We start from the raw sequence: 18,512 nt of genomic DNA, 5'->3' as shown, positions 1-18,512 counted from the left end.
AAATAAAGCGAATGAACATAAAAATAGCCTCTTTTTAACTAAACTATAAGGCATAAAAAAGCCCACACGCAAAGCATGTGAGCTTGGTTTCTAACAAGCGAAACTTAAAGGATAACGTTAAACAATTTTTTTCATCGCTGACATGTAGCCACGTAATTTAGCACCTACTTTTTCAACCGGATGCTCACGAAGCGCTGTATTAATTTCAATTAACGCTTTGTTGTCTACTTGGTTACTTTGCTCACCTAGGCCTTTACCAATTACATCGGTGTCGATATTTTTCATAAAGTCAGCAAGTAATGGTAAGCAAGCATGGTTATATAAGTAACACCCATATTCAGCGGTGTCTGAAATAGTACGATTCATTTCAAATAACTTTTTACGTGCAATAGTATTAGCAATCAGCGGTGTTTCGTGAAGCGACTCGTAATATGCTGACTCTTCAATAATGCCTGCTGCTGTCATAGTTTCAAACGCAAGTTCAACGCCTGCTTTAACCATAGCGACCATCAAAATACCGTTGTCGAAGAATTCTTGTTCTGAGATTTCTACATCACCAGCGGGTGTTTTTTCAAAATTAGTTTCTGCGGTTTCTGCGCGCCATTTAAGAAGGTTAGCATCATCGTTTGCCCAATCTTCCATCATTACACGTGAAAATGTACCGTCGATAATGTCGTCTTGGTGCTTATTATAAAGTGGACGCATAATTACTTTTAGCTCTTCACTAAGTTCAAATGCTTTCACTTTTGCTGGGTTAGATAAACGGTCAAGCATGTTTGTTACGCCGCCGTATTTAAGGGCTTCTGTGATCACTTCCCAACCAAATTGAATTAGTTTAGATGCGTAACCTGCATCAATTCCTTTTTCAATCATTTTGTCAAAACATAAAATAGAACCGGTTTGTAGCATGCCGCATAAAATAGTTTGCTCACCCATAAGGTCAGATTTTACTTCAGCAATGAATGACGATTTAAGCACGCCTGCGCGGTCACCACCTGTGCCAGCAGCGTAAGCTTTAGCTTGTGCTAGGCCATGACCTTGTGGGTCGTTTTCTGGGTGAACGGCAATAAGTGTTGGTACACCAAAACCACGTTTGTACTCTTCACGTACTTCAGAACCAGGGCATTTAGGTGCAACCATGATTACTGTGATATCTTCGCGAATCTGCATGCCTTCTTCAACAATATTAAAGCCATGTGAGTAAGCAAGTGTAGAACCTTGTTTCATTAATGGCATGATGGCGTTAACGACTGCTGTGTGTTGTTTATCTGGCGTTAAATTAAGTACTACGTCAGCTGTTGGAATTAGCTCTTGGTAAGTACCTACAGTAAAGCCGTTTTCAGATGCATTTAAAAATGATTGGCGGCGCTCAGCAATAGCTGAATCGCGTAACGTATAAGACACGTCTAAACCTGAATCGCGTAGGTTAAGGCCTTGGTTTAAGCCTTGTGCGCCACAGCCTACAATAACTAGTTTTTTACCTTTAAGTGCGTTAACACCGTCTGTAAATTCGCTTGCGTCCATAAATTCACATTGCGCTAATTGCGCTAATTGTTCGCGTAAAGGTAAGGTATTAAAGTAATTCGCCATTGTTAGTGTCCTATAAATATGTTTGTTAGATGCGCTTTATTTTGCGCTTGTAAACACCATATTTAAAAATGTTGCTTGCGTAAAATGATATATTTGAATTAAAGTATTTCAAAATATGAAATACTGGTGTTGCTATGGATCATAAGCATTTAAAATATTTTTTAGCGTTGGCTAAAACACTGCACTTTGCTAGAGCAAGCGAGCTTTGCCATGTGAGTGCGCCTACATTAAGTCGTAATATTAAACACCTAGAAGAAGAGGTGGGCGTTGCGCTATTTATACGCGATAACCGCAGTGTAAAATTAACAAAAGAGGGGGAGTCTTTTATTGATTACGCCACTGCTACCCTTGCTAACTGGCAACGATTTAAAGCTAATGTGAAAGAGCCACAGCAACATATTTATGGAAAAGTCAGTATTTATTGCTCTGTTACCGCCTCTTATAGTTTTTTGCATCAAATTTTAGAGCAACTCAGAGCGCAGCATCAGTATATAGAAATAACCCTAAATACGGGCGACCCTGCGTTAGCTATAAACCGTGTGCTAGATGGTCATGAATCAATGGCAATAGCAGCTAAACCTGGAAAATTACCCGCGCAAATTGCTTTTGTAGATATAGGCCATTCACCATTAGTACTTATTGGGCCAAAAGTTCAATGTACGATTACTGAAAAATTAACATCAAACAATACAGAGCTTGATTGGTCTGAATTAGAGTTTATTGTGCCTGAACAAGGCTTTTCTAGGCAGCGCCTAGAAATGTGGTGGCGAAAAAACAATATTCACGGAAAAATTTATGCACAAGTGGCGGGGCATGAGGCAATGGTCTCTATGGTTAGCCTAGGATTTGGTGTAGCAATGGTTCCTAAAATAGTATTAGATAACAGCCCACTAAAAGACAAAGTACAGATACTCACACCAAAAATGCAAGCCCCTGAAGGCTTTGACATTGGCTTAGCAGTTTTAAGAAAAGAGCTCAACGACCCCGCTATTAGTGCTTTGTGGAATATTGCACAAACTTTAGACGCAAAAGCGATTTAGATTTTTTTACCGTTAAATAAGTTCATAAAATAGTATTATTATGGCTTGCGTAAAGGTTTACTATTACTTAACATTGAATGCTAATAATAAAAATGACGCTTGAGAGTTCTTTATGAATAATGCTGTATCACTTTCTCATTCCGCTCAGTATTTAAAAAAAGCAGTACCCATGATGGTGAAGTACCGTATGCCGGTAACACCTATTAATTATGCTATTTGGTATTGCTATTTTCAGGGTAATAAACCGTCTTTAAACATTGAATTAGATCAAGCTATTTCAGAGCACCAAACATGCACTCAAAGTAAAGCAAAAGAAATATTTGATAAGCATCTTAGTGATGAAGATTTAGCTCTTTTTCAGGAAATGTCGGATAAATTTCATAATACGGTTGAAAATATCCAGCAAGATATAAGTATCACACTTGGTCATTCTAAAAGTTTTAGTACTTCACTGATTGACTCGCAGAACGAAATAAACAGCCTGATAGATACCAACTCTTTTAACGATATTCTTGGTTGTGTTGAGCGTTTGACTGATGAGTCTATTGCAATGCAAGACTCTGCTCGCGAATTTCAAACAAAGCTATCGGTTGCATATAATGAAATTAAAGACTTAAAAGAAGCGCTTAATCTTTCTAAAGAAGCTGCCGACACAGACCCATTAACAGGTTTTTATAACAGAGGTAAATTTGACTCTGATATTAATGACTTTTGCCGTGAGTACTCAGAGCAAACGACAGAAAGCTCCCTTGCTGCACTGATTATGTTTGATATTGATCACTTTAAACGATTTAACGATGACTTTGGCCACCAAAAAGGCGATGAAGTTATTAAACTGGTGGCAAAAAAAGTAAAAGAAAACTTAACTGACAAAGCAAAAGTGTATCGCTATGGCGGAGAAGAGTTTTGTATTACTGCTTATTTTGACACCATAAATGATTTAGTTGCTTTTGCTGAGTGTATAAGGCAAGAAATTGCGAAATTAGCTATTCGTAAAAAACAAGATGTAAACAACAAACGTGCAATATCAGCAAGCTTTGGTTTAGCTATGCTACGACCGTTTACAAAAAGCTCAGTGCTGGTTGAGCGTGCCGATAGAGCACTTTATATTGCTAAGACACATGGACGCAACCGAGTAGAAATAGCCCCTGATATCTAATTTTTATAAGGGGTTTAAACTTTTACTTTGTGTATAAAAAGTGTGAATGATTGTAATCAGCTACAGATAGTTTTAGGTAACCTTGTTACTATCCGTAAATGAATAATCTTATGCTCTGATTTACGCTGATGCGGTTTAATTTCTCTCTATTTACCATTCTTTGTTTAAATTTTTTGCTCACTTGTTTTACATTAAGTGCCAAGCCAAATACGTATTCGGATCAAGAGTTCTCAGAGCAGCATGTTCAATCTCATCAGCTAATTTTTAGTATTAACGCAGGGGTCGGTGTGATCACTAATCCTTTGCGTGGTGGTGATAATGTTCCTTTAGTCGTTATTCCTCAAATAGCGTTTTATGCTGAAGATTGGTTTTTTGATAATGGTCGTTTAGGCTATTCTTTACTTCAAACTTCTAAACACCAATTTAACGTTGTTAGCGAGCTTAATACTGAGTCTCGTTTTTTTATAGATTGGCATCCAAGTAATGTGCTTACGCTGCAAAGCAGCAGTGCAGATAGCCCTTTTTATTTGCAGGCTGCAGAGGCCTCATCAGTAAAAAATGTTAATTTAAATGACCTACATAAACGCCACCTAGCCTTAGACACAGGGGTTGCTTATCATTATGTGAGTGATCACCATGTGTTTTCTGTTCAACTACTGCATGATGTGACAAATGTTTATAACGGTGTTCGCGGTGCATTACAGTGGCAATACCATACTCAACTTGGGCCCGTAAATATTAAACCATCGTTTGGTTTAAATTATAAATCTGCGGAACTAAATACCTATTATTATGGCCTTAAAGACGGCGAAACTTTATTGGGCCATGTTGAGGTTGCCAGCAGTTGGCAACCTTATGCAAAAATTGATGGGCGATTACCCTTAAGAGATGAATATTCTGTTCGTTTCCATTTAGCTTATTATGACTACTCGGCTATTAATGATAGTCCGCTGTTAGAGCGTGACTATTCAATGACTGCATTTATAGGATTCGAACGCACTTTTTAATATGAAACATCTAATGGTCATTTTATTTTTAGCGCCACTACTTATCCCCCTCGGTAATGCGCAAGCTGCGTCGTTTACTGTGTCACCCAAAGTTTGTGTCATTTCTCAGGTACAGGACTTTTGCGATCTTGATTTAAAGTTTGAATGGCAGGGCGATGTGGTGGGGGACGTTTGCATATATGAACAGAGTAAAAAGATACATTGCTGGCAACAGCAGCGCGCAGGAGAGTTTAATTATAAAGCGCGTGTTCAGGTCGAAACCATATACTCCTTAATCAATTCGAAATCTGGCGTGTTAATAGCTAAAGCACAGGTTGAAGTACAAAGTACTCATGTACAAAAAAGTAGGCGTCGGCTTCGTTCACCATGGAGCTTTTTTTAATTTAGGAGCAATCAATGCCAAAAATTCTACTTGTTGAAGATGATCTTGGTTTACAGCAACTCACAAAAGATTACCTTGAACATAATGGATTAGAAGTCGCAGTTTTAGAACGTGGTGATGAGGTGTTTAGTTATTTAGAAAATAATCACGCCGATTTAATGATCTTAGATGTTATGTTGCCGGGCAAAGATGGATTTAGCGTGTGTCGTCAAGTGCGTGATAAGTTTTCTTTACCAATTTTAATGTTAACCGCTAAAAGCGAAGATTTTGACCAAGTATTGGGTTTAGAACTTGGCGCAGATGATTATGTTATTAAACCAGCTGAGCCTCGTGTGTTACTCGCAAGAGTCAATGCGCTATTGCGCCGTGGTCAAACAGTGACAAAAACGAGTGAAGAATTACAGTTTGGTGATTTAATCATTGATAAGACTAGCCGTATAGTGCAATTATCTGACAAAGAGATAGTGTTAACGTCGCATGAGTTTGAGTTACTTTGGTTGTTAGCCTCAAACGCTGGCCAAGTGCTTAGTAGAGAGCATGTACATCAACATATGATTGGTCGCCAATATGACGGGCTCGATCGCACCGTTGATGTTCGAGTGTCGCGTATCCGTAAAAAGCTGGGTGATAATAGCGACAAGCCATTTCGTATAAAAACAGTATGGGGTCAAGGCTACTTATTTGTTTCCGATGCGTGGGATCTTTAAATACAAGGTTAATAGGCATTAATGGGAAAGCTGTTTGCAAGTTTATATATTTATATTGTGGTTTCATTGTTTGTTGTTAGCGGTGTTATAGAACAATTATGGCCATATGATGAATCGCAACAGCACGTTTTTCTTGATGACGAATTTGGGCAGTCGCTTTGGCTGCTTTCACAAACACCCAATGGATTAGCAAAATTAAAGGAGCACTACAAAAGCCTTGTTATTAGTCGTGCTGATTTAGCACTACCTCAAAAACAACTGGCTCAGTTAAATAGTCAGCACTATCTGTATTTATATGACAAACAACAGCGAGTTGTTTGGTATATTACCCTCAATGACAATGAGCTTTTGCAGGTAGGGCCTATAGGATTAGATACCCCCGTAACGACCTCTGTATGGCCATACGTATTATTGCTCACTATAGTGGGGATTCCTGTAGGCTTATGGAGCTTTCTACTTTGGCGTGACTTCTCTAAATTGCGTAATGCATGTAAAGCCGTTGAAGGTGCTCAAGACTTTCAACTCTCTGATACTTCCAAGTCGTTTTTTTTACCAATTACTGAAACACTCAGTTTAATGCAACAACGCATCAGTTTTTTATTAAACGCTCAACAAGAGCTGACTTCGTCGGTTTCTCATGAATTTAGAACCCCCTTAGCTCGCTTAAAGTTTGCAACAGTAATGCTAGATGAACGTTTATCAGATGAAAAAAGTGAAGTTTATATTGCTAATATGAACAGCGATATTAATGAGCTTGAAAGTTTAGTTTCTGAGATGCTTGATTACGCAAAACTAGACTCTCAACAACCTAGCCTACAACCATACCCAACTGATTTGGTTGAGTTAATAAAAGTTAGCGTTGAAAAGCTTAATTTTGATAAGAAAATTAGTTTGGATGAAGCATTACCAAGTAGCCTGATTTACCAATGTGATCCGCATTTTATGGCGCGCGCTTTTCAAAATTTAATTGGCAATGCAATTAAATACGCTAATAGCCAAGTTAAAATATCGCTTGTTACTCAGCATAACGAAGTACAGTTTGTAATTGAAGATGATGGCAGGGGCGTTGCTGAAATAGAGCGAGAAAACGTATTTAAGCCCTTTACGCGGCTTGATAAAAGTAGAGGCAAAAAAACAGGTGGATTTGGCCTTGGGTTAGCGATTGTTGCTAAAATTATTGCTTGGCATCAGGGAAGTTATTGTATTGAACATTCGTCTTTAGGTGGAGCAAAGTTCATTATTAGCTTACCCATAGAGCAAAACTAAAAAATAAAAAAAGCGCCAAAAGGCGCTTTTTTTGTGGTTAAAACCAAAATCAACAAGTAGCAATTAAATAGACCGCCAATTTATAAAATAGTTTCGTAAAATTTTATTTTTTTTCTAGCAATGGCATAAGCATTTGCTCTAAGCCATTTAGTTTAACCTCGTACATCATAGCTAACTGACTGCCTAGTTTTGAATCTGGAAAACCTTGCTGCTTAAACCAAACTAAGTAAGGTTCGGGAAGTAATAATAATGGACGACCTGAATATTTTCCAAATGGCATTTTAGTGTTTATTGCAATTTTTAATTGTTCCGGATCCATAGGTTTGCTTTTAAGTGTATCAATGGGGTTAGTGTAAGGTATTTTAGAGTAATAAAATAGGCTGTGACGGGCAAGAAACAGCCTATTGAGTGAGGGAGTAGGCCCTCTGATTTAAGAATTTTTGTTGGTGTAAAAAGCCCGACACAACTTTTGTTAGCTGGAGTCTAACTAGGTTGTATTTAACATGGGTTATATTTAACCAACGAAGACAGTTTACCTGTTTTTTGCAGACGTGGTGCATGCACTTGTAAAGGAATGTAAATACAATTGCTTTTTATTTATTTACTAATAATAAAGGATTGTTTTGTGCCTTTACACATAGTAAATATTATTTTTCACCAAACAACTCTTGTTTTACATGTTCAGCAAAACCACTTCCTGCTTCTAAGTAAAAGTTATAGGTTGAATGAACTCCCATATTTTCAAGCTCTTTTTGTTGATCTGGGTAGTTTGCAATTGCAGTAACTTGCCCTGTGTAACCTGAAGCTTGAAGCTGCTCTAATGCAAAAATGTTCTGCATGTGTTTTGGCATTGCTAACATGACCATTTCAACGTGAGAGTGGTTTACACGTTGCCAAAAATCAGGGTCGGTAGCGTCTGCAATCAGTACTTTACGGCCTCTACTTATATGTTTATCGACAACTTCGGGTTTTATATCTATACCCGCTACTAAATTGGGGTGAGTCATATTAATAGTTTCATAAGCACCGGTGCCAATACGGCCCATACCAAAAATAACAATTTTTGTATCATTAAGGTTTACTGGTAATTCTTCGGCTAGGCGTGTTTTGCTTTCAAACTTTACTAACCAGCTTTCTACTTTTACATATAATTCATTAGAGCGTTTGTTAAGGGGTGAGGCAATAACAAAGGTAATAGATACCGCAATAGCCATAACGGCTAACCATTCAGGGGTAATAATACCTGTTGAAGCTGCAACAGCACATACAATCAAGCCAAATTCACTGTAGTTAGATAAGGTAAATGCGGTAAGTAGCGAGGTACGTGCACGTAATTTAAACGCGTTAGTAAACACATAATAAAGAATAACTTTAACAGGGAGTACAAAAATAAGCACAATGGCAATGATAAGCGAATCAACTGTTAATTCAGCATTTAAACCAATGCTTAAGAAAAAACCGACAAGTAAAATATCTTTTAAGTTGAGTAAGGATTTTGATAGCTCGCCCGCTTTTTTATGTGGGGCAAACATCATGCCTATGATCAGCGCACCCAAATCACCTTTAAGGCCTGCAAATTCAAATGCGTTATAACCAGCAACAAGCGCAAAAAAGAAACCAAATAAGGGCAGCAGTTCACCATGCTTAGAACGGTTGAGCATAAAATACATAATAGGGCGTATTAAAGGCAAGGCAATAATAATAGCCAGCGCCCAAATGTTCGGTACTTTTCCTGTACTAATAGCTAAAAATATAACCGCAAAAATATCTTGCATTACAAGTATACCAATAGCGATTTTACCGTGTAGGCTTGCCATTTCACCGCGCTCTTCTAGTACCTTTACAGCAAATACAGTGCTTGAAAAGCTAAGAGCAAAGCCGACCAATAGGGCACTTTGCCAACTCAAGTCAACAAAAAGAGGTAGGGCAAACACACCTAATAACAACATGAAACCGCTAAAAATAGCACTACTAAATATAATATGAAGGGAAGCAGGTGCCCACACTTGGGGTTTTATTAAACTTTTTACTTTAAGTTTTAAGCCAATACTGAACAGCAATAAAGTAACGCCCAATGCGGCGATTGTATCAAGTAATTCTGTGCTTTTATAACCTGCTAGATTCAGCGCAAAGCCCGCAAGTAAAAAGCCAATAAGAGGGGGAAGTTTTAATTGATAAATGGCAAAACCACACACAAATGCGGTAGCAAAGTAGATTAGTTCCATAATACTTAAAATTACATCATTTGGTATTGCAGTGTAGCTAAAAACAGCGATTAATGAAAATTAAATATACCACTTGAGCTTTGTTTATTTAGTCGCTTTTAACACGTTATTTGGATAATAAACGCACAAATCATGCATATTTAACCGTTAAAAGCATTTAAATCCTACTTTTAAACTGACAACGGCTTTTAATTATGGTTAAGATGAGATAACGAAGACGTTTAAGTTAGGGCATATTTAAGAGCGGCTCAGCTTAAGGAGAATTATATGTTTAAAAAAATTTTAGCATCAGTTGGTATTGGTGCAGCAAAAGTTGACACTATTTTAGAGACTGAACATCTGCAACCAGGGCAACTTTTTAACGCTAATATTGTCATTACAGCAGGTGACGTTAGCCAAGAAATTGCAGGCTTAGATTTATTACTAATGACCCGTGTTAAAGTGGCTGGTGATGAAGGTGATTATTTTACTAATCATGTAATTGATCAATGGCGAATTACAGATATAGGTAAGTTGGAACCCGGTGACGTAAAAAGCATACCTTTTGAAGCGCGTTTGCATTCAGAAACACCGATCACTGAAATTAACGCAGGTTACAACCAGTCCCATGTTTGGTTAGAAACTGGACTAGATATTGACTTAGCATTAGATCCAACAGATAAAGACCATCTTCATATTTATCCAAATGAAGCAGTTAAAACGTGTATGCAGGCAATGGATAAATTAGGGTTTAGTTTATCTAAAGCTGATGTTGAAAAAGGTTTTTTACGTGCCTCTACGTTTGCTTCTGTTTCAGGTTGTTACCAAGAGCTTGAATATAAACCTAACAGCAGAAGCTTATTTGGAATTCAAGAAATCGAGTTGTCATTTGTACCAGAAGCCCACAAAACTCACGTTTTAATTGAGCTTGACCGTGCATTTAGAGGCGATGGGTATATTGATGTTACCATTGAACATGACCATGTAAACTTGTCTCAGTTATGTGATCAGTTAGAGCGTTTATTCGCTTAATACTTTTTTACACTATACAGCGATGAATGTAATTTTATTTTCATTTCGTACTATAGCGATACTAAACCCAGCTTCTGCTGGGTTTTTGTTTAAGGATTACCATGCATTTTAACTGTGAACCATTTGATAAACTGACCCCTCATACCTTGTTTTCAATTATGAAAGGGCGCGTAGACGTATTTGTTGTAGAGCAAAAGTGCCCTTACCCTGAGCTGGATGATGTTGATAATTCTGAAACTACTCAGCATATTTATACGTTAGATAATATGCAGTTAATGAGCTACGCCCGTTGTTATGAAAAAAACGGACAGTACAGCGCAATTGGGCGTGTTTTAGTGAGTGAGCATCACAGAGGAAAGGGGATCGCTAATAAATTGGTTGAACAGGCAATTGCGTGTTGTAAAACGCATTGGCCTGAACGGGACATAGTTATCGGTGCGCAAACCTATTTGTTGGATTTTTATGAGTTATTTGGTTTTAAGTGTACAGGGGATGCATATTTAGAGGACGGTATACCGCATCAAGATATGATACTAAAAATTAACTAGGCTAGTTAAATTTATACTCATATAAAAGCCCACAAGTGTGGGCTTTTATATGAGTTGTTGTTAGCTTAATAACGAGTGGACAAACACTGCACCTATTGCGATAGGGCACACAAACTTAGTATACCAAGGCCATATTTTCCAAAATAGCGTAGTTTGTACCTCGGGATTGCCCTGTTGAATGGCTTGTAGTAATGAATTTCTGTACCAAATCCAGCCTACAAAAATACAGCACATTAAGCCAAGTAATGGTTGCGCAACCTTAGTGGTAAGTGTGATCACTAAACCAAATAATGCGCCTAGGTTACACACAATCGTAATGCTAACAACTGCTATCAAGGCCCCAATGACCCACGTTGCTTGAATGCGCTTCAAGGCAAAGCGTTCTACAGCATAGGAAACAGGTGCTTCAAGCATTGATATTGACGAAGTGAGCGCAGCTATACTCATTAGGGCAAAAAATGCAAAGCCAACAAATAAACCTACACTGCCCATACCTTCAAATAAAGCGGGTAATACCTGAAATACTAAAGTATCTTCTGAGAGTAATTTTCCGCTGGCAGAAAATATCTCAACACCTTGTGCTTGAGCTACATACATAGCAGGGATAATAAGTAAGCCAGCAACAAAGGCAATAAACACATCAATTAACGTAACGTATGCACCGAGAGAGACTAGGTTTTCTTTTTTACTAATATACGAGCCGTATATAATCATAACGCTTGTGCCAAGTGATAATGAGAAAAACGCTTGACCTAATGCGCTCACAATTAACTGAGTGTCAAAAATAGACGAAAAGTCAGGTAACAAGTAGGCTTTTAACCCTTCCATTGCACCTTCTTGAGTCAGTACATAAGCAATTAATAAAAATAAAATACCCAATAAAGCGGGCATCAAGCGCTTTGACCATTTTTCGATACCGTTTTCAACACCACGGCTAATGATTGCTATTGTTAAAACAATAAAAACGAGGGTAAAAATAACATTGCGAGTAAGTGATTGCTCGCTTAGCCAGGTTGATGCTGCGTCAGCTCCGGCCAAGGCGGCGATAGGCTGGGCTGTTGCACTGAGCATCCAGCCTGCAACAATAGCATAAAAACTAAGTATAAAGCCGGCGCATAAAATACCCCCAAAGCCGACAATAAATGCAAAGTGTTTTTGCCAAGGTTTGTTAGATACTTTAGTTAAAGAAACGACTGCGTTGGCTTGCCCGTGCCGACCAATCATGAGTTCGGCCATTAGCGCAGGATAAGCTAAAAAGAAAGCTAACACTAAATAGGCAACTAAAAATGCGGCACCACCATTACTGGCTGTTTGTGTGGGAAAGCCCCATATGTTGCCCAAACCTACGGCAGAGCCGGCGGCGGCCATAATAAATCCAAAGCGAGAACTAAACTCGCCTCTAACTGCGCTCATATTATTATACTTCTCTGTTTTTTAACGGCGCTGACAATCTACTGGAAATGTAAAAAAATAAAAAGTGCTTATTTGCTGATCCCACATAATTTAGTTTTCCAGTGGTGTGATTAATGCGCTGTTTTTAGTAAATGTTAGGAGTAGATTAAAATTAATGGGTTGATTTTGTTTTAAAAATGTTAATTACACCGCGTAATTTATACTTTACGATTTATAATGCTGGGTAATACTAAGGGTAAAGCAGGCTCCGCCTAAGTGCTTACTTTTGCTGACAGAAATAGTACCGTTATGCCAGTCAGCGACCTTTTCAACAATAGCCAAGCCAAGGCCATAGCTTTTATCTGCGCGGTTTCTATGATCTTCTTCTCTAAAAAATGGGCTTAATACATTTTTAAAGTTTTCTTGGGCAATCCCTGGGCCATCATCTTCAACAGTTATGATAAGTTGGCGTTCGTGAACCTTGGCGCTCAAGTAGATATATTGTTCGGCAAAATCGCAGGCATTGGTCAGCAGGTTTGTAATTGCACGTGCTAACCAATGAAGGTCGGCCACAATAATGTCAGTTGAGCTATTAAGATCAGCACTTAGCATTTGTGATTCTAACTTTGGGGCAAGCTGAACTAAAATGTCTTCAAGGTAATGCTTTATATTTGTAGAAGAGTACGTCAATTTGTTTGCGTTTTGCTCAAGTGTTGCAAACGCTAAGTAGCTTTTAAGCATGGATTCCATATGATCTAAATCGTTTTCCATACGCTCTAAATAGGTTTTTATTTTTTTCTCATCATGGGTATCTAAGGCGGCATCTAAGCCAAAGCGAAGACAGGCAATAGGGGTGCGTATATCGTGCGATAAACTTGATGCCATTAATTTATTCTCAGCGACAAGTTTTTCAATTTGGCTCGCCATACGGTTAAACGTTAACTCTACATCTCTTATATACGTGAAATGCGAGGCGTTAATTCTGGCTTGTGTATTGCCTGATGCAAACTGTTTAGCAGCCTCATTGAGTACACTTAGTCGCTTAGCGAGTGGCGCAATAATGAATCCCATTAAAATGCATAAGCCAGCATAAAAAAGCAAAGTTAAAAATATATCATTTCGTTTATCGGTGTCTGCGCTTTTTTTAAGTCGCATAGAAATATGAAAGGGGTTTAGCGCTTGGTTGCTATACAGCATATAAAAACCTTGCTGATCTTCTAAAATCAATCCGCCAACAGCATGCATTTGAAGTAATAATGAAGGAGGTAAAGCAAGTGATTCATTAGGTTTATAATCGATTGATAGATCAAACTCTTCACCTAGCTGCTTAACATATGCGCCACGTTCAGAGGTGGGAATATTTGCCAGTTGTTTACTAAATCCCATCATCATTTTACTTTGCACACTAAATTCGTCTTGTGGGGTATGTGCTTGCTGGCTAAAGGCGTCTATAAGCCACCCTAAAACCACAATAGATACCAGTGCGCTGCCAAGTAGTGATATGTAAAACTTTTTCATTTAAGCATACAGCTGTAAGTTACCATGCAGTAGAGACGAGCAAGTAACCACGCCCCCAAATTGTCTTAATTTTTTCAGGGTTTTGTGGGTCGTCGCTAAACTTTTTTCTTAGTGCAGAAATAAGCACATCGACACTTCTATCAAGTCCGTCGTATTCACGTCCTTTAGTGGCTTTAAAAACCGCATCACGTGATACAACTTGGCCCGCATTACTTGCCAAATAATGCAAAAGTAAATATTCTGCACTGGAGATATTAACGTCTTGGCCGTTAAATTTCACGTTTCTCGATTCGGTATTAATATTAAGCGAACCGACCGAAATTGTGCTTTCTACTTTTTCCAATTTATTGGGCTCACTGCTTTGACGAAGCGCCGCTTTTATACGAGCGAGCAAAGCGCGCGGGCGTACTGGTTTCATTATATAATCGCTCGCACCTACCTCTAAACCTATAACTTCATCCATTTCTTCATCACGTGCTGTAAGCATAATAATAGGCGCATTATAAAAGCTACGAAGTTCTCTACATACACTGATGCCATCTTGACCAGGTAACATAATATCAAGTAGGACAATGCTTGGGTTCAAGGTTTTTACCTGACTGACAACTTCATCACCTCGGTGACAAACATGGGTAGTGTAGCCTTGTTCAGTTAGGTATTCGGCTACCCACTGAGCCAATGATGCATCATCTTCTACTAATAAAATAGTGCCGTAATTATCCATAAATTATCCTTAATGCAGTGGCTAAAATAATCGCCAGCGACGCTTTTTTTGTCTGTTTTGATATACCCACTGAAGTTTTACTTCTGCAGTGCCAATTATTTTTGATGTATTACTATCAAATAGTTCAAATGCGATACTTTGCTTAGAATCAAATGCGTAATTTAATGTGCCTTGTTGCTGTTTGAGCCAACATTGCATAATGTATTTTGATGTTGCATCGCGTAGGCAATAATTACCAATAATGGGTTGGTGCCACGTAATAACAACGTCGGCATAACAATCGCGCCCTTCACGAAGAGCTACGCACGTATCAGGAACCGCGGTTAAAGTATTTTGTGTATCGCTAGATTGCGCAAGCGCTGATACAAGAAAAATTATTAGCAAACAAAACCATCTAAAAAACATAACGTAGGCCTACCTTGGCTTTATGCTGATACCCTTGAGAAATAATTGGGCTGTCGTCGATTTCTGCTGAAAACCATGTGGAAAGAAAGCCAGCTAGAAAAACCCAATCTTGGCTTATTGGGTATTCAGCATGAAATTCAAATATTAGGCTGGTACTTGCATGTGCATCATAAAAAGGTCGGTTTTCGGCTACTTCTTCTTGGTCAATGCCAAAATAATAATTTGTAAAATCAGCTGAATAAGCACTTACGCCAACACCGGATCTAAATTCCCAGTTTCGCCACGGTAAAATTTGGCTAAAGAAGGTGTTAACAACCCAGCTGTTATGGGCGCCAGAAACATCATAAAGGTATTCAAATGAAATTTGAGAGTTTTCGAATCGGCGTGTAAGCCTTAGGCCAACACCAAAATCATAGCGACGAGACTTTATGCCATCAAGCTCTGCAATTACACCACTGTTATAAAAGCCAAGCCCTTTTTCGTCAAAGCCTGCTTGGGTGTTCGTGCCCAGTATATCCAAGCCCCAATCATACTTATCAATGATACTGTAGCCGATAATAAGACCGCCACTGAGTTGGTTATGGTCAAAGTCGAGATAAAATCGGTCGTATGATACAGCAAGGCTTAAATCGAGCTCTAAATCGGTGTCGTAGGCATTGGTGCCGACTAGGTAAGTATCTTCTACAAAATAACTTGCCCCTGCGCTCCAGTCCCATGCAAAGCCTTGAGTGGGCTCAAGGGTGTTGTCTGCATAATAACGATTACTTGCTTGGGCTGAGGTCGCTATAAGGCTCAAACTGAACAAGACAATACTAAAAAGAGTACGGTTAAGTAAGGTATATTTCATCCACGTTGAGCCTGATTATTTGTTGTTATAGTGCGTAGTATATTGTTAAGGTGTACCCTTAATCTGTAAAAAAATGTAGCAAATGTTACTTTTACTGAACTTTAATTTTATCTATTAATATACTGCTTAAGTAAAATTGCATCATAGGTGTTAGAGCACTGACTTCTGTGCGGCTACACGGACCACTTAACTTACTTAGGCTAGATAATTTAGACAGCATTTGATACTCAGGGATTTTCACCTCTTTACCCACTCTAGCTAAACGTGCTTCTTCTGTGTTTTGCTGGTGGATAAATGCAACAACCTCTAGTTCGTTTGTAATTCTTTGTTCTTCACTTAAGCTGTAAATTAGCGGCTCTCTGTGAAAGCTGGCACTATCTATTGACGACGTTGCAAACCACACCACATCGCCAGACGCTTTGTGTGTTAAACGCATATTAACTTCTGCAAAAATAGATGCACATTGCTGCGTTGGGTATTGCTTTGCAATATTTTCAAACAAGACAAATGGCTTTTCAGGTGTGGCAATTGAATACTGTGTGTTTTCTTTAAATGTTAAGTCGAGCTTTTGAATAGTCAGCGTGTAATCACTGTTATTTTTACTCGTAACTTTAAGCTGTTTATCGTTAAGTGCTTGGCTTATTTGCGATAGTAGAGTGTCGGTTACACTTGCTTTATCGGTAATTATTTTTACAGTTTGATTTTGTAAAACTTTGTGTGCAGGCAATTGCACCGACTTCACTTTTGGTGAAGCATGCTCTGTTTGGTATTTAAGCTGATACGTTTGCGTTGTTAATGCTGGCTTTAACGGCATAGCCAAAGGTTCTGCTGGTTGTTTGGTAATGGCACAACCTGATGAAAATAAAACAAAAAGTAATACAACTAAAAAACGCATAAATACTTAACACCCACAAAAAGTACAATAATTTTTGTATTGTACGTTAGTCCAAAGAAAAGTTCATGATATTATGCATACAGAGGCAGTTAAAAAGATAAAGTATTAAAAAATGAAGCGCTTACCACTTTTAAAGTATTGCTTAACTGCAGTGTGTTTTGTGTATGCAACCGTTAGTTTTGCAGCGCAGCAAGACCCAAATTGGGATAGTTTTGTAAAAAAGTATGGCCGTTACGCAGAAAAAAAACTCACGAGTAAAGGCATTCCAGGAGCTGCACTTTCGATAGTTAATTTAGGCAATAGTGATTACATCCATGCGGTCGGACGAACAAAAGCCCGAAATGGTCAAAAGGTTAATGTTCACACTCGTTTTAGACTGGCGTCGGTGTCTAAAACATTTGCAGGCTCTCTGGCTGCAAAATTATCTAGTGATGGGCTCATAAAATTAGATAACTCCGTCAGTAATTACTTACCTGATTTTATAGGCACAGAATACGAAAAAAACTTAAAAGTTTATCACTTACTTAGCCATTCTAGCGGCTTGGTGCCAAACGCATATGACAATTTAATTGAGTCGCGAATGGATTATTCCGATATAGTACAAAAGTTAGTGACGGTTAAACCTATTTGCGAGCCTGGTAAATGCTACGGTTATCAAAACGTCATGTTTAGTTTAATTGATGATGTTATTTTAAAAAGTACAAATAAAGATTATTCACAATGGCTAAATGAAGGCATTTTTCAGCCACTTGATATGGTTGATGCTAGCTTGGGTTATGAAGCCATGGTGGTTGATAGTAATTACGCTTTACCGCACGTACGTGGGAAAAAACGTTGGTACACTGCAAAGCTTAAAAAAAATTACTACAAAGTTGGACCAGCAGCTGGTGTTAATGCCAGTGCAAGCGATATGGCTATCTGGTTAAAGGCGCAATTAGGTCACTACCCTGAGGTGTTATCACTTGATGCTTTGTCTAAACAAACTCGGCCCTATACACGCACTAAAAAAGAAATGTACCGCAGGGTGTGGAAAAAACAGTTAAACGAAGCTTATTACGGTTTAGGTTGGCGAGTATACAATTACGACAATGAAACCTTGTATTACCACAGTGGTTGGGTACAAGGATACAGAAGCGACTTAGTGGTATTCCCCCATTTAAATATTGGCTTTAGCTTGGTGTTAAACGCCGAGACAGGGTTAATTAATGAGTTAACAACCGAGTTTATTAATCGTTTGTTGAAGTACAAACGTGAGCAGACAATATGAAAGTAAAATACGGTGTTTTTATTTTTTTATGTGCAGTTTTATTTAATAGCCAATATGTATTTTCGGCTCCAGAAAAAATATACCTTTTTCGCCATAGTGAAAAATTAGCGGGAATAAACCCGGAGCTCACACAACAAGGCAATAAGCGGGCTCAGCATTTAGTTTCATTATTTAAACAATACGATAGGGTTCATGTATTTAGTAGTAACTATAAACGTACTTTACAAACAGCAGGTCCCCTTGCTACGCATTTTGATTCTGAAATAAAGATTTACAATGCTAGAGATTTGGCAGATTTAAAAAACCAGATACTTTCTTTGAATGGCGTAGTTGCTGTGATTGGTCATAGTAATACAACTCCAGAACTTGCAACGTTGCTTTCAAATGAAGAAATAGAACCAATGAGTGAAATGCAGTTTTCACGCTATTTTTTGTTAAGCAAAAAAAAGCATCATGCAGAAATCAAATATTTACTCAAAGACTTAGAAATGAATTTTACTTTTTAGAATTCAGAGGTAAATAAATAAAA

Annotated in this window: 19 protein-coding genes; 10 read left to right on the top strand and 9 right to left on the bottom strand. The window is 38.2% G+C overall.

What is annotated here, in order from left to right; translation table 11 throughout:
- Positions 1-117 precede the first annotated feature (117 nt).
- Complete coding sequence (ilvC, locus tag R0J88_RS15895; protein ID WP_410900412.1) at positions 118-1,590, bottom strand: ketol-acid reductoisomerase; 1,473 nt, start codon at positions 1,588-1,590, stop codon at positions 118-120.
- A 134-nt stretch (positions 1,591-1,724) separates the two neighbouring features.
- On the opposite strand from ilvC, the gene ilvY reads away from it, so the two are divergent.
- The 6 genes from ilvY to R0J88_RS15865 all read left to right on the top strand — a co-directional run bounded on the left by ilvY (position 1,725) and on the right by R0J88_RS15865 (position 7,151).
- Entirely contained in the window at positions 1,725-2,630 is a 906-nt protein-coding gene (ilvY, locus tag R0J88_RS15890) for an HTH-type transcriptional activator IlvY (protein ID WP_288337670.1), read from the top strand.
- Between the two features lie 112 nt (positions 2,631-2,742).
- Positions 2,743-3,789, top strand: coding sequence for a GGDEF domain-containing protein (locus R0J88_RS15885; protein WP_410900411.1), 1,047 nt, complete (start codon positions 2,743-2,745; stop codon positions 3,787-3,789).
- A 287-nt stretch (positions 3,790-4,076) separates the two neighbouring features.
- A complete protein-coding gene (locus R0J88_RS15880) occupies positions 4,077-4,796 on the top strand; it encodes a MipA/OmpV family protein (RefSeq protein WP_248519250.1) in 720 nt (239 codons plus the stop codon).
- 13 nt (positions 4,797-4,809) lie between these two features.
- On the top strand, positions 4,810-5,178 hold the full coding sequence (locus R0J88_RS15875) for a DUF3019 domain-containing protein (RefSeq protein WP_410900410.1): 369 nt from the start codon (positions 4,810-4,812) through the stop codon (positions 5,176-5,178).
- Positions 5,179-5,192: 14 nt separating this feature from the next.
- Entirely contained in the window at positions 5,193-5,885 is a 693-nt protein-coding gene (locus R0J88_RS15870; protein WP_008130048.1) for a response regulator, read from the top strand.
- Between the two features lie 21 nt (positions 5,886-5,906).
- A complete protein-coding gene (locus tag R0J88_RS15865; protein ID WP_410900409.1) occupies positions 5,907-7,151 on the top strand; it encodes an ATP-binding protein in 1,245 nt (414 codons plus the stop codon).
- Positions 7,152-7,254: 103 nt separating this feature from the next.
- On the opposite strand, the gene R0J88_RS15860 is transcribed toward R0J88_RS15865, so the two are convergent.
- Positions 7,255-7,470 (bottom strand): DUF3820 family protein, encoded by a 216-nt coding sequence (locus tag R0J88_RS15860; protein WP_006793920.1) that lies wholly within the window; start codon positions 7,468-7,470, stop codon positions 7,255-7,257.
- A 328-nt stretch (positions 7,471-7,798) separates the two neighbouring features.
- Positions 7,799-9,376 carry a cation:proton antiporter gene (locus R0J88_RS15855; RefSeq protein ID WP_410900408.1) on the bottom strand — a complete coding sequence of 526 codons (1,578 nt, stop codon included), beginning with the start codon at positions 9,374-9,376 and terminating at the stop codon, positions 7,799-7,801.
- 267 nt (positions 9,377-9,643) lie between these two features.
- On the opposite strand from R0J88_RS15855, the gene R0J88_RS15850 reads away from it, so the two are divergent.
- Positions 9,644-10,387, top strand: a complete 744-nt coding sequence (locus tag R0J88_RS15850) for a sporulation protein (RefSeq protein WP_006793918.1) — start codon at positions 9,644-9,646, stop codon at positions 10,385-10,387.
- 101 nt (positions 10,388-10,488) lie between these two features.
- Entirely contained in the window at positions 10,489-10,935 is a 447-nt protein-coding gene (locus R0J88_RS15845) for a GNAT family N-acetyltransferase (protein WP_410900407.1), read from the top strand.
- A 60-nt stretch (positions 10,936-10,995) separates the two neighbouring features.
- Here the strand turns inward: R0J88_RS15845 and R0J88_RS15840 are convergent, their stop codons facing one another.
- From R0J88_RS15840 to R0J88_RS15815, 6 genes are all read right to left on the bottom strand, one after another.
- The gene (locus R0J88_RS15840; protein ID WP_006793916.1) at positions 10,996-12,348 is read right to left on the bottom strand and encodes a sodium-dependent transporter; all 1,353 of its coding nucleotides are present in this window, start codon (positions 12,346-12,348) and stop codon (positions 10,996-10,998) included.
- A gap of 204 nt (positions 12,349-12,552) precedes the next feature.
- Positions 12,553-13,845 carry a sensor histidine kinase gene (locus R0J88_RS15835; protein ID WP_410900406.1) on the bottom strand — a complete coding sequence of 431 codons (1,293 nt, stop codon included), beginning with the start codon at positions 13,843-13,845 and terminating at the stop codon, positions 12,553-12,555.
- Between the two features lie 19 nt (positions 13,846-13,864).
- On the bottom strand, positions 13,865-14,569 hold the full coding sequence (locus tag R0J88_RS15830) for a response regulator (protein ID WP_410900405.1): 705 nt from the start codon (positions 14,567-14,569) through the stop codon (positions 13,865-13,867).
- 21 nt (positions 14,570-14,590) lie between these two features.
- Positions 14,591-14,974, bottom strand: a complete 384-nt coding sequence (locus tag R0J88_RS15825) for a DUF3019 domain-containing protein (RefSeq protein WP_410900404.1) — start codon at positions 14,972-14,974, stop codon at positions 14,591-14,593.
- On the bottom strand, positions 14,964-15,821 hold the full coding sequence (locus tag R0J88_RS15820) for a MipA/OmpV family protein (RefSeq protein ID WP_008127970.1): 858 nt from the start codon (positions 15,819-15,821) through the stop codon (positions 14,964-14,966). Before R0J88_RS15820 ends, R0J88_RS15825 begins: the two co-directional genes overlap by 11 nt.
- A 91-nt stretch (positions 15,822-15,912) precedes the next feature.
- Positions 15,913-16,716 (bottom strand): hypothetical protein, encoded by an 804-nt coding sequence (locus tag R0J88_RS15815; protein ID WP_039038535.1) that lies wholly within the window; start codon positions 16,714-16,716, stop codon positions 15,913-15,915.
- A gap of 112 nt (positions 16,717-16,828) precedes the next feature.
- Between R0J88_RS15815 and R0J88_RS15810 the strand changes: the two genes are divergently transcribed.
- Both R0J88_RS15810 and R0J88_RS15805 read left to right on the top strand, forming a co-directional pair.
- Entirely contained in the window at positions 16,829-17,983 is a 1,155-nt protein-coding gene (locus R0J88_RS15810) for a serine hydrolase domain-containing protein (RefSeq protein WP_410900403.1), read from the top strand.
- Positions 17,980-18,489 carry a SixA phosphatase family protein gene (locus tag R0J88_RS15805; RefSeq protein ID WP_410900402.1) on the top strand — a complete coding sequence of 170 codons (510 nt, stop codon included), beginning with the start codon at positions 17,980-17,982 and terminating at the stop codon, positions 18,487-18,489. The genes R0J88_RS15810 and R0J88_RS15805 overlap by 4 nt, the downstream gene beginning before the upstream one ends.
- The last annotated feature ends 23 nt before the right edge of the window (positions 18,490-18,512 follow it).

The organism is Pseudoalteromonas sp. SIMBA_162 (genome assembly GCF_046535955.1).
Lineage (GTDB): Bacteria > Pseudomonadota > Gammaproteobacteria > Enterobacterales > Alteromonadaceae > Pseudoalteromonas > Pseudoalteromonas marina.
Note: the sequence above shows the minus strand (reverse complement) of the source record. Positions and strands in the feature narration are given on the sequence as shown.

Bases quoted from the DNA above. Each gene is read 5' to 3' on its own strand.
- R0J88_RS15830 (WP_410900405.1), bottom strand. From the start codon at position 14,569: ATGGATAATTACGGCACTATTTTATTAGTAGAAGATGATGCATCATTG.
- R0J88_RS15810 (WP_410900403.1), top strand. From the start codon at position 16,829: ATGAAGCGCTTACCACTTTTAAAGTATTGCTTAACTGCAGTGTGTTTT.
- R0J88_RS15870 (WP_008130048.1), top strand. From the start codon at position 5,193: ATGCCAAAAATTCTACTTGTTGAAGATGATCTTGGTTTACAGCAACTC.
- R0J88_RS15840 (WP_006793916.1), bottom strand. From the start codon at position 12,348: ATGAGCGCAGTTAGAGGCGAGTTTAGTTCTCGCTTTGGATTTATTATG.
- R0J88_RS15820 (WP_008127970.1), bottom strand. From the start codon at position 15,821: ATGAAATATACCTTACTTAACCGTACTCTTTTTAGTATTGTCTTGTTC.
- ilvC (WP_410900412.1), bottom strand. From the start codon at position 1,590: ATGGCGAATTACTTTAATACCTTACCTTTACGCGAACAATTAGCGCAA.
- R0J88_RS15825 (WP_410900404.1), bottom strand. From the start codon at position 14,974: ATGTTTTTTAGATGGTTTTGTTTGCTAATAATTTTTCTTGTATCAGCG.
- R0J88_RS15805 (WP_410900402.1), top strand. From the start codon at position 17,980: ATGAAAGTAAAATACGGTGTTTTTATTTTTTTATGTGCAGTTTTATTT.
- R0J88_RS15845 (WP_410900407.1), top strand. From the start codon at position 10,489: ATGCATTTTAACTGTGAACCATTTGATAAACTGACCCCTCATACCTTG.
- R0J88_RS15815 (WP_039038535.1), bottom strand. From the start codon at position 16,716: ATGCGTTTTTTAGTTGTATTACTTTTTGTTTTATTTTCATCAGGTTGT.
- R0J88_RS15885 (WP_410900411.1), top strand. From the start codon at position 2,743: ATGAATAATGCTGTATCACTTTCTCATTCCGCTCAGTATTTAAAAAAA.
- R0J88_RS15865 (WP_410900409.1), top strand. From the start codon at position 5,907: ATGGGAAAGCTGTTTGCAAGTTTATATATTTATATTGTGGTTTCATTG.
- R0J88_RS15835 (WP_410900406.1), bottom strand. From the start codon at position 13,845: ATGAAAAAGTTTTACATATCACTACTTGGCAGCGCACTGGTATCTATT.
- R0J88_RS15855 (WP_410900408.1), bottom strand. From the start codon at position 9,376: ATGGAACTAATCTACTTTGCTACCGCATTTGTGTGTGGTTTTGCCATT.
- ilvY (WP_288337670.1), top strand. From the start codon at position 1,725: ATGGATCATAAGCATTTAAAATATTTTTTAGCGTTGGCTAAAACACTG.
- R0J88_RS15860 (WP_006793920.1), bottom strand. From the start codon at position 7,470: ATGGATCCGGAACAATTAAAAATTGCAATAAACACTAAAATGCCATTT.
- R0J88_RS15850 (WP_006793918.1), top strand. From the start codon at position 9,644: ATGTTTAAAAAAATTTTAGCATCAGTTGGTATTGGTGCAGCAAAAGTT.
- R0J88_RS15875 (WP_410900410.1), top strand. From the start codon at position 4,810: ATGGTCATTTTATTTTTAGCGCCACTACTTATCCCCCTCGGTAATGCG.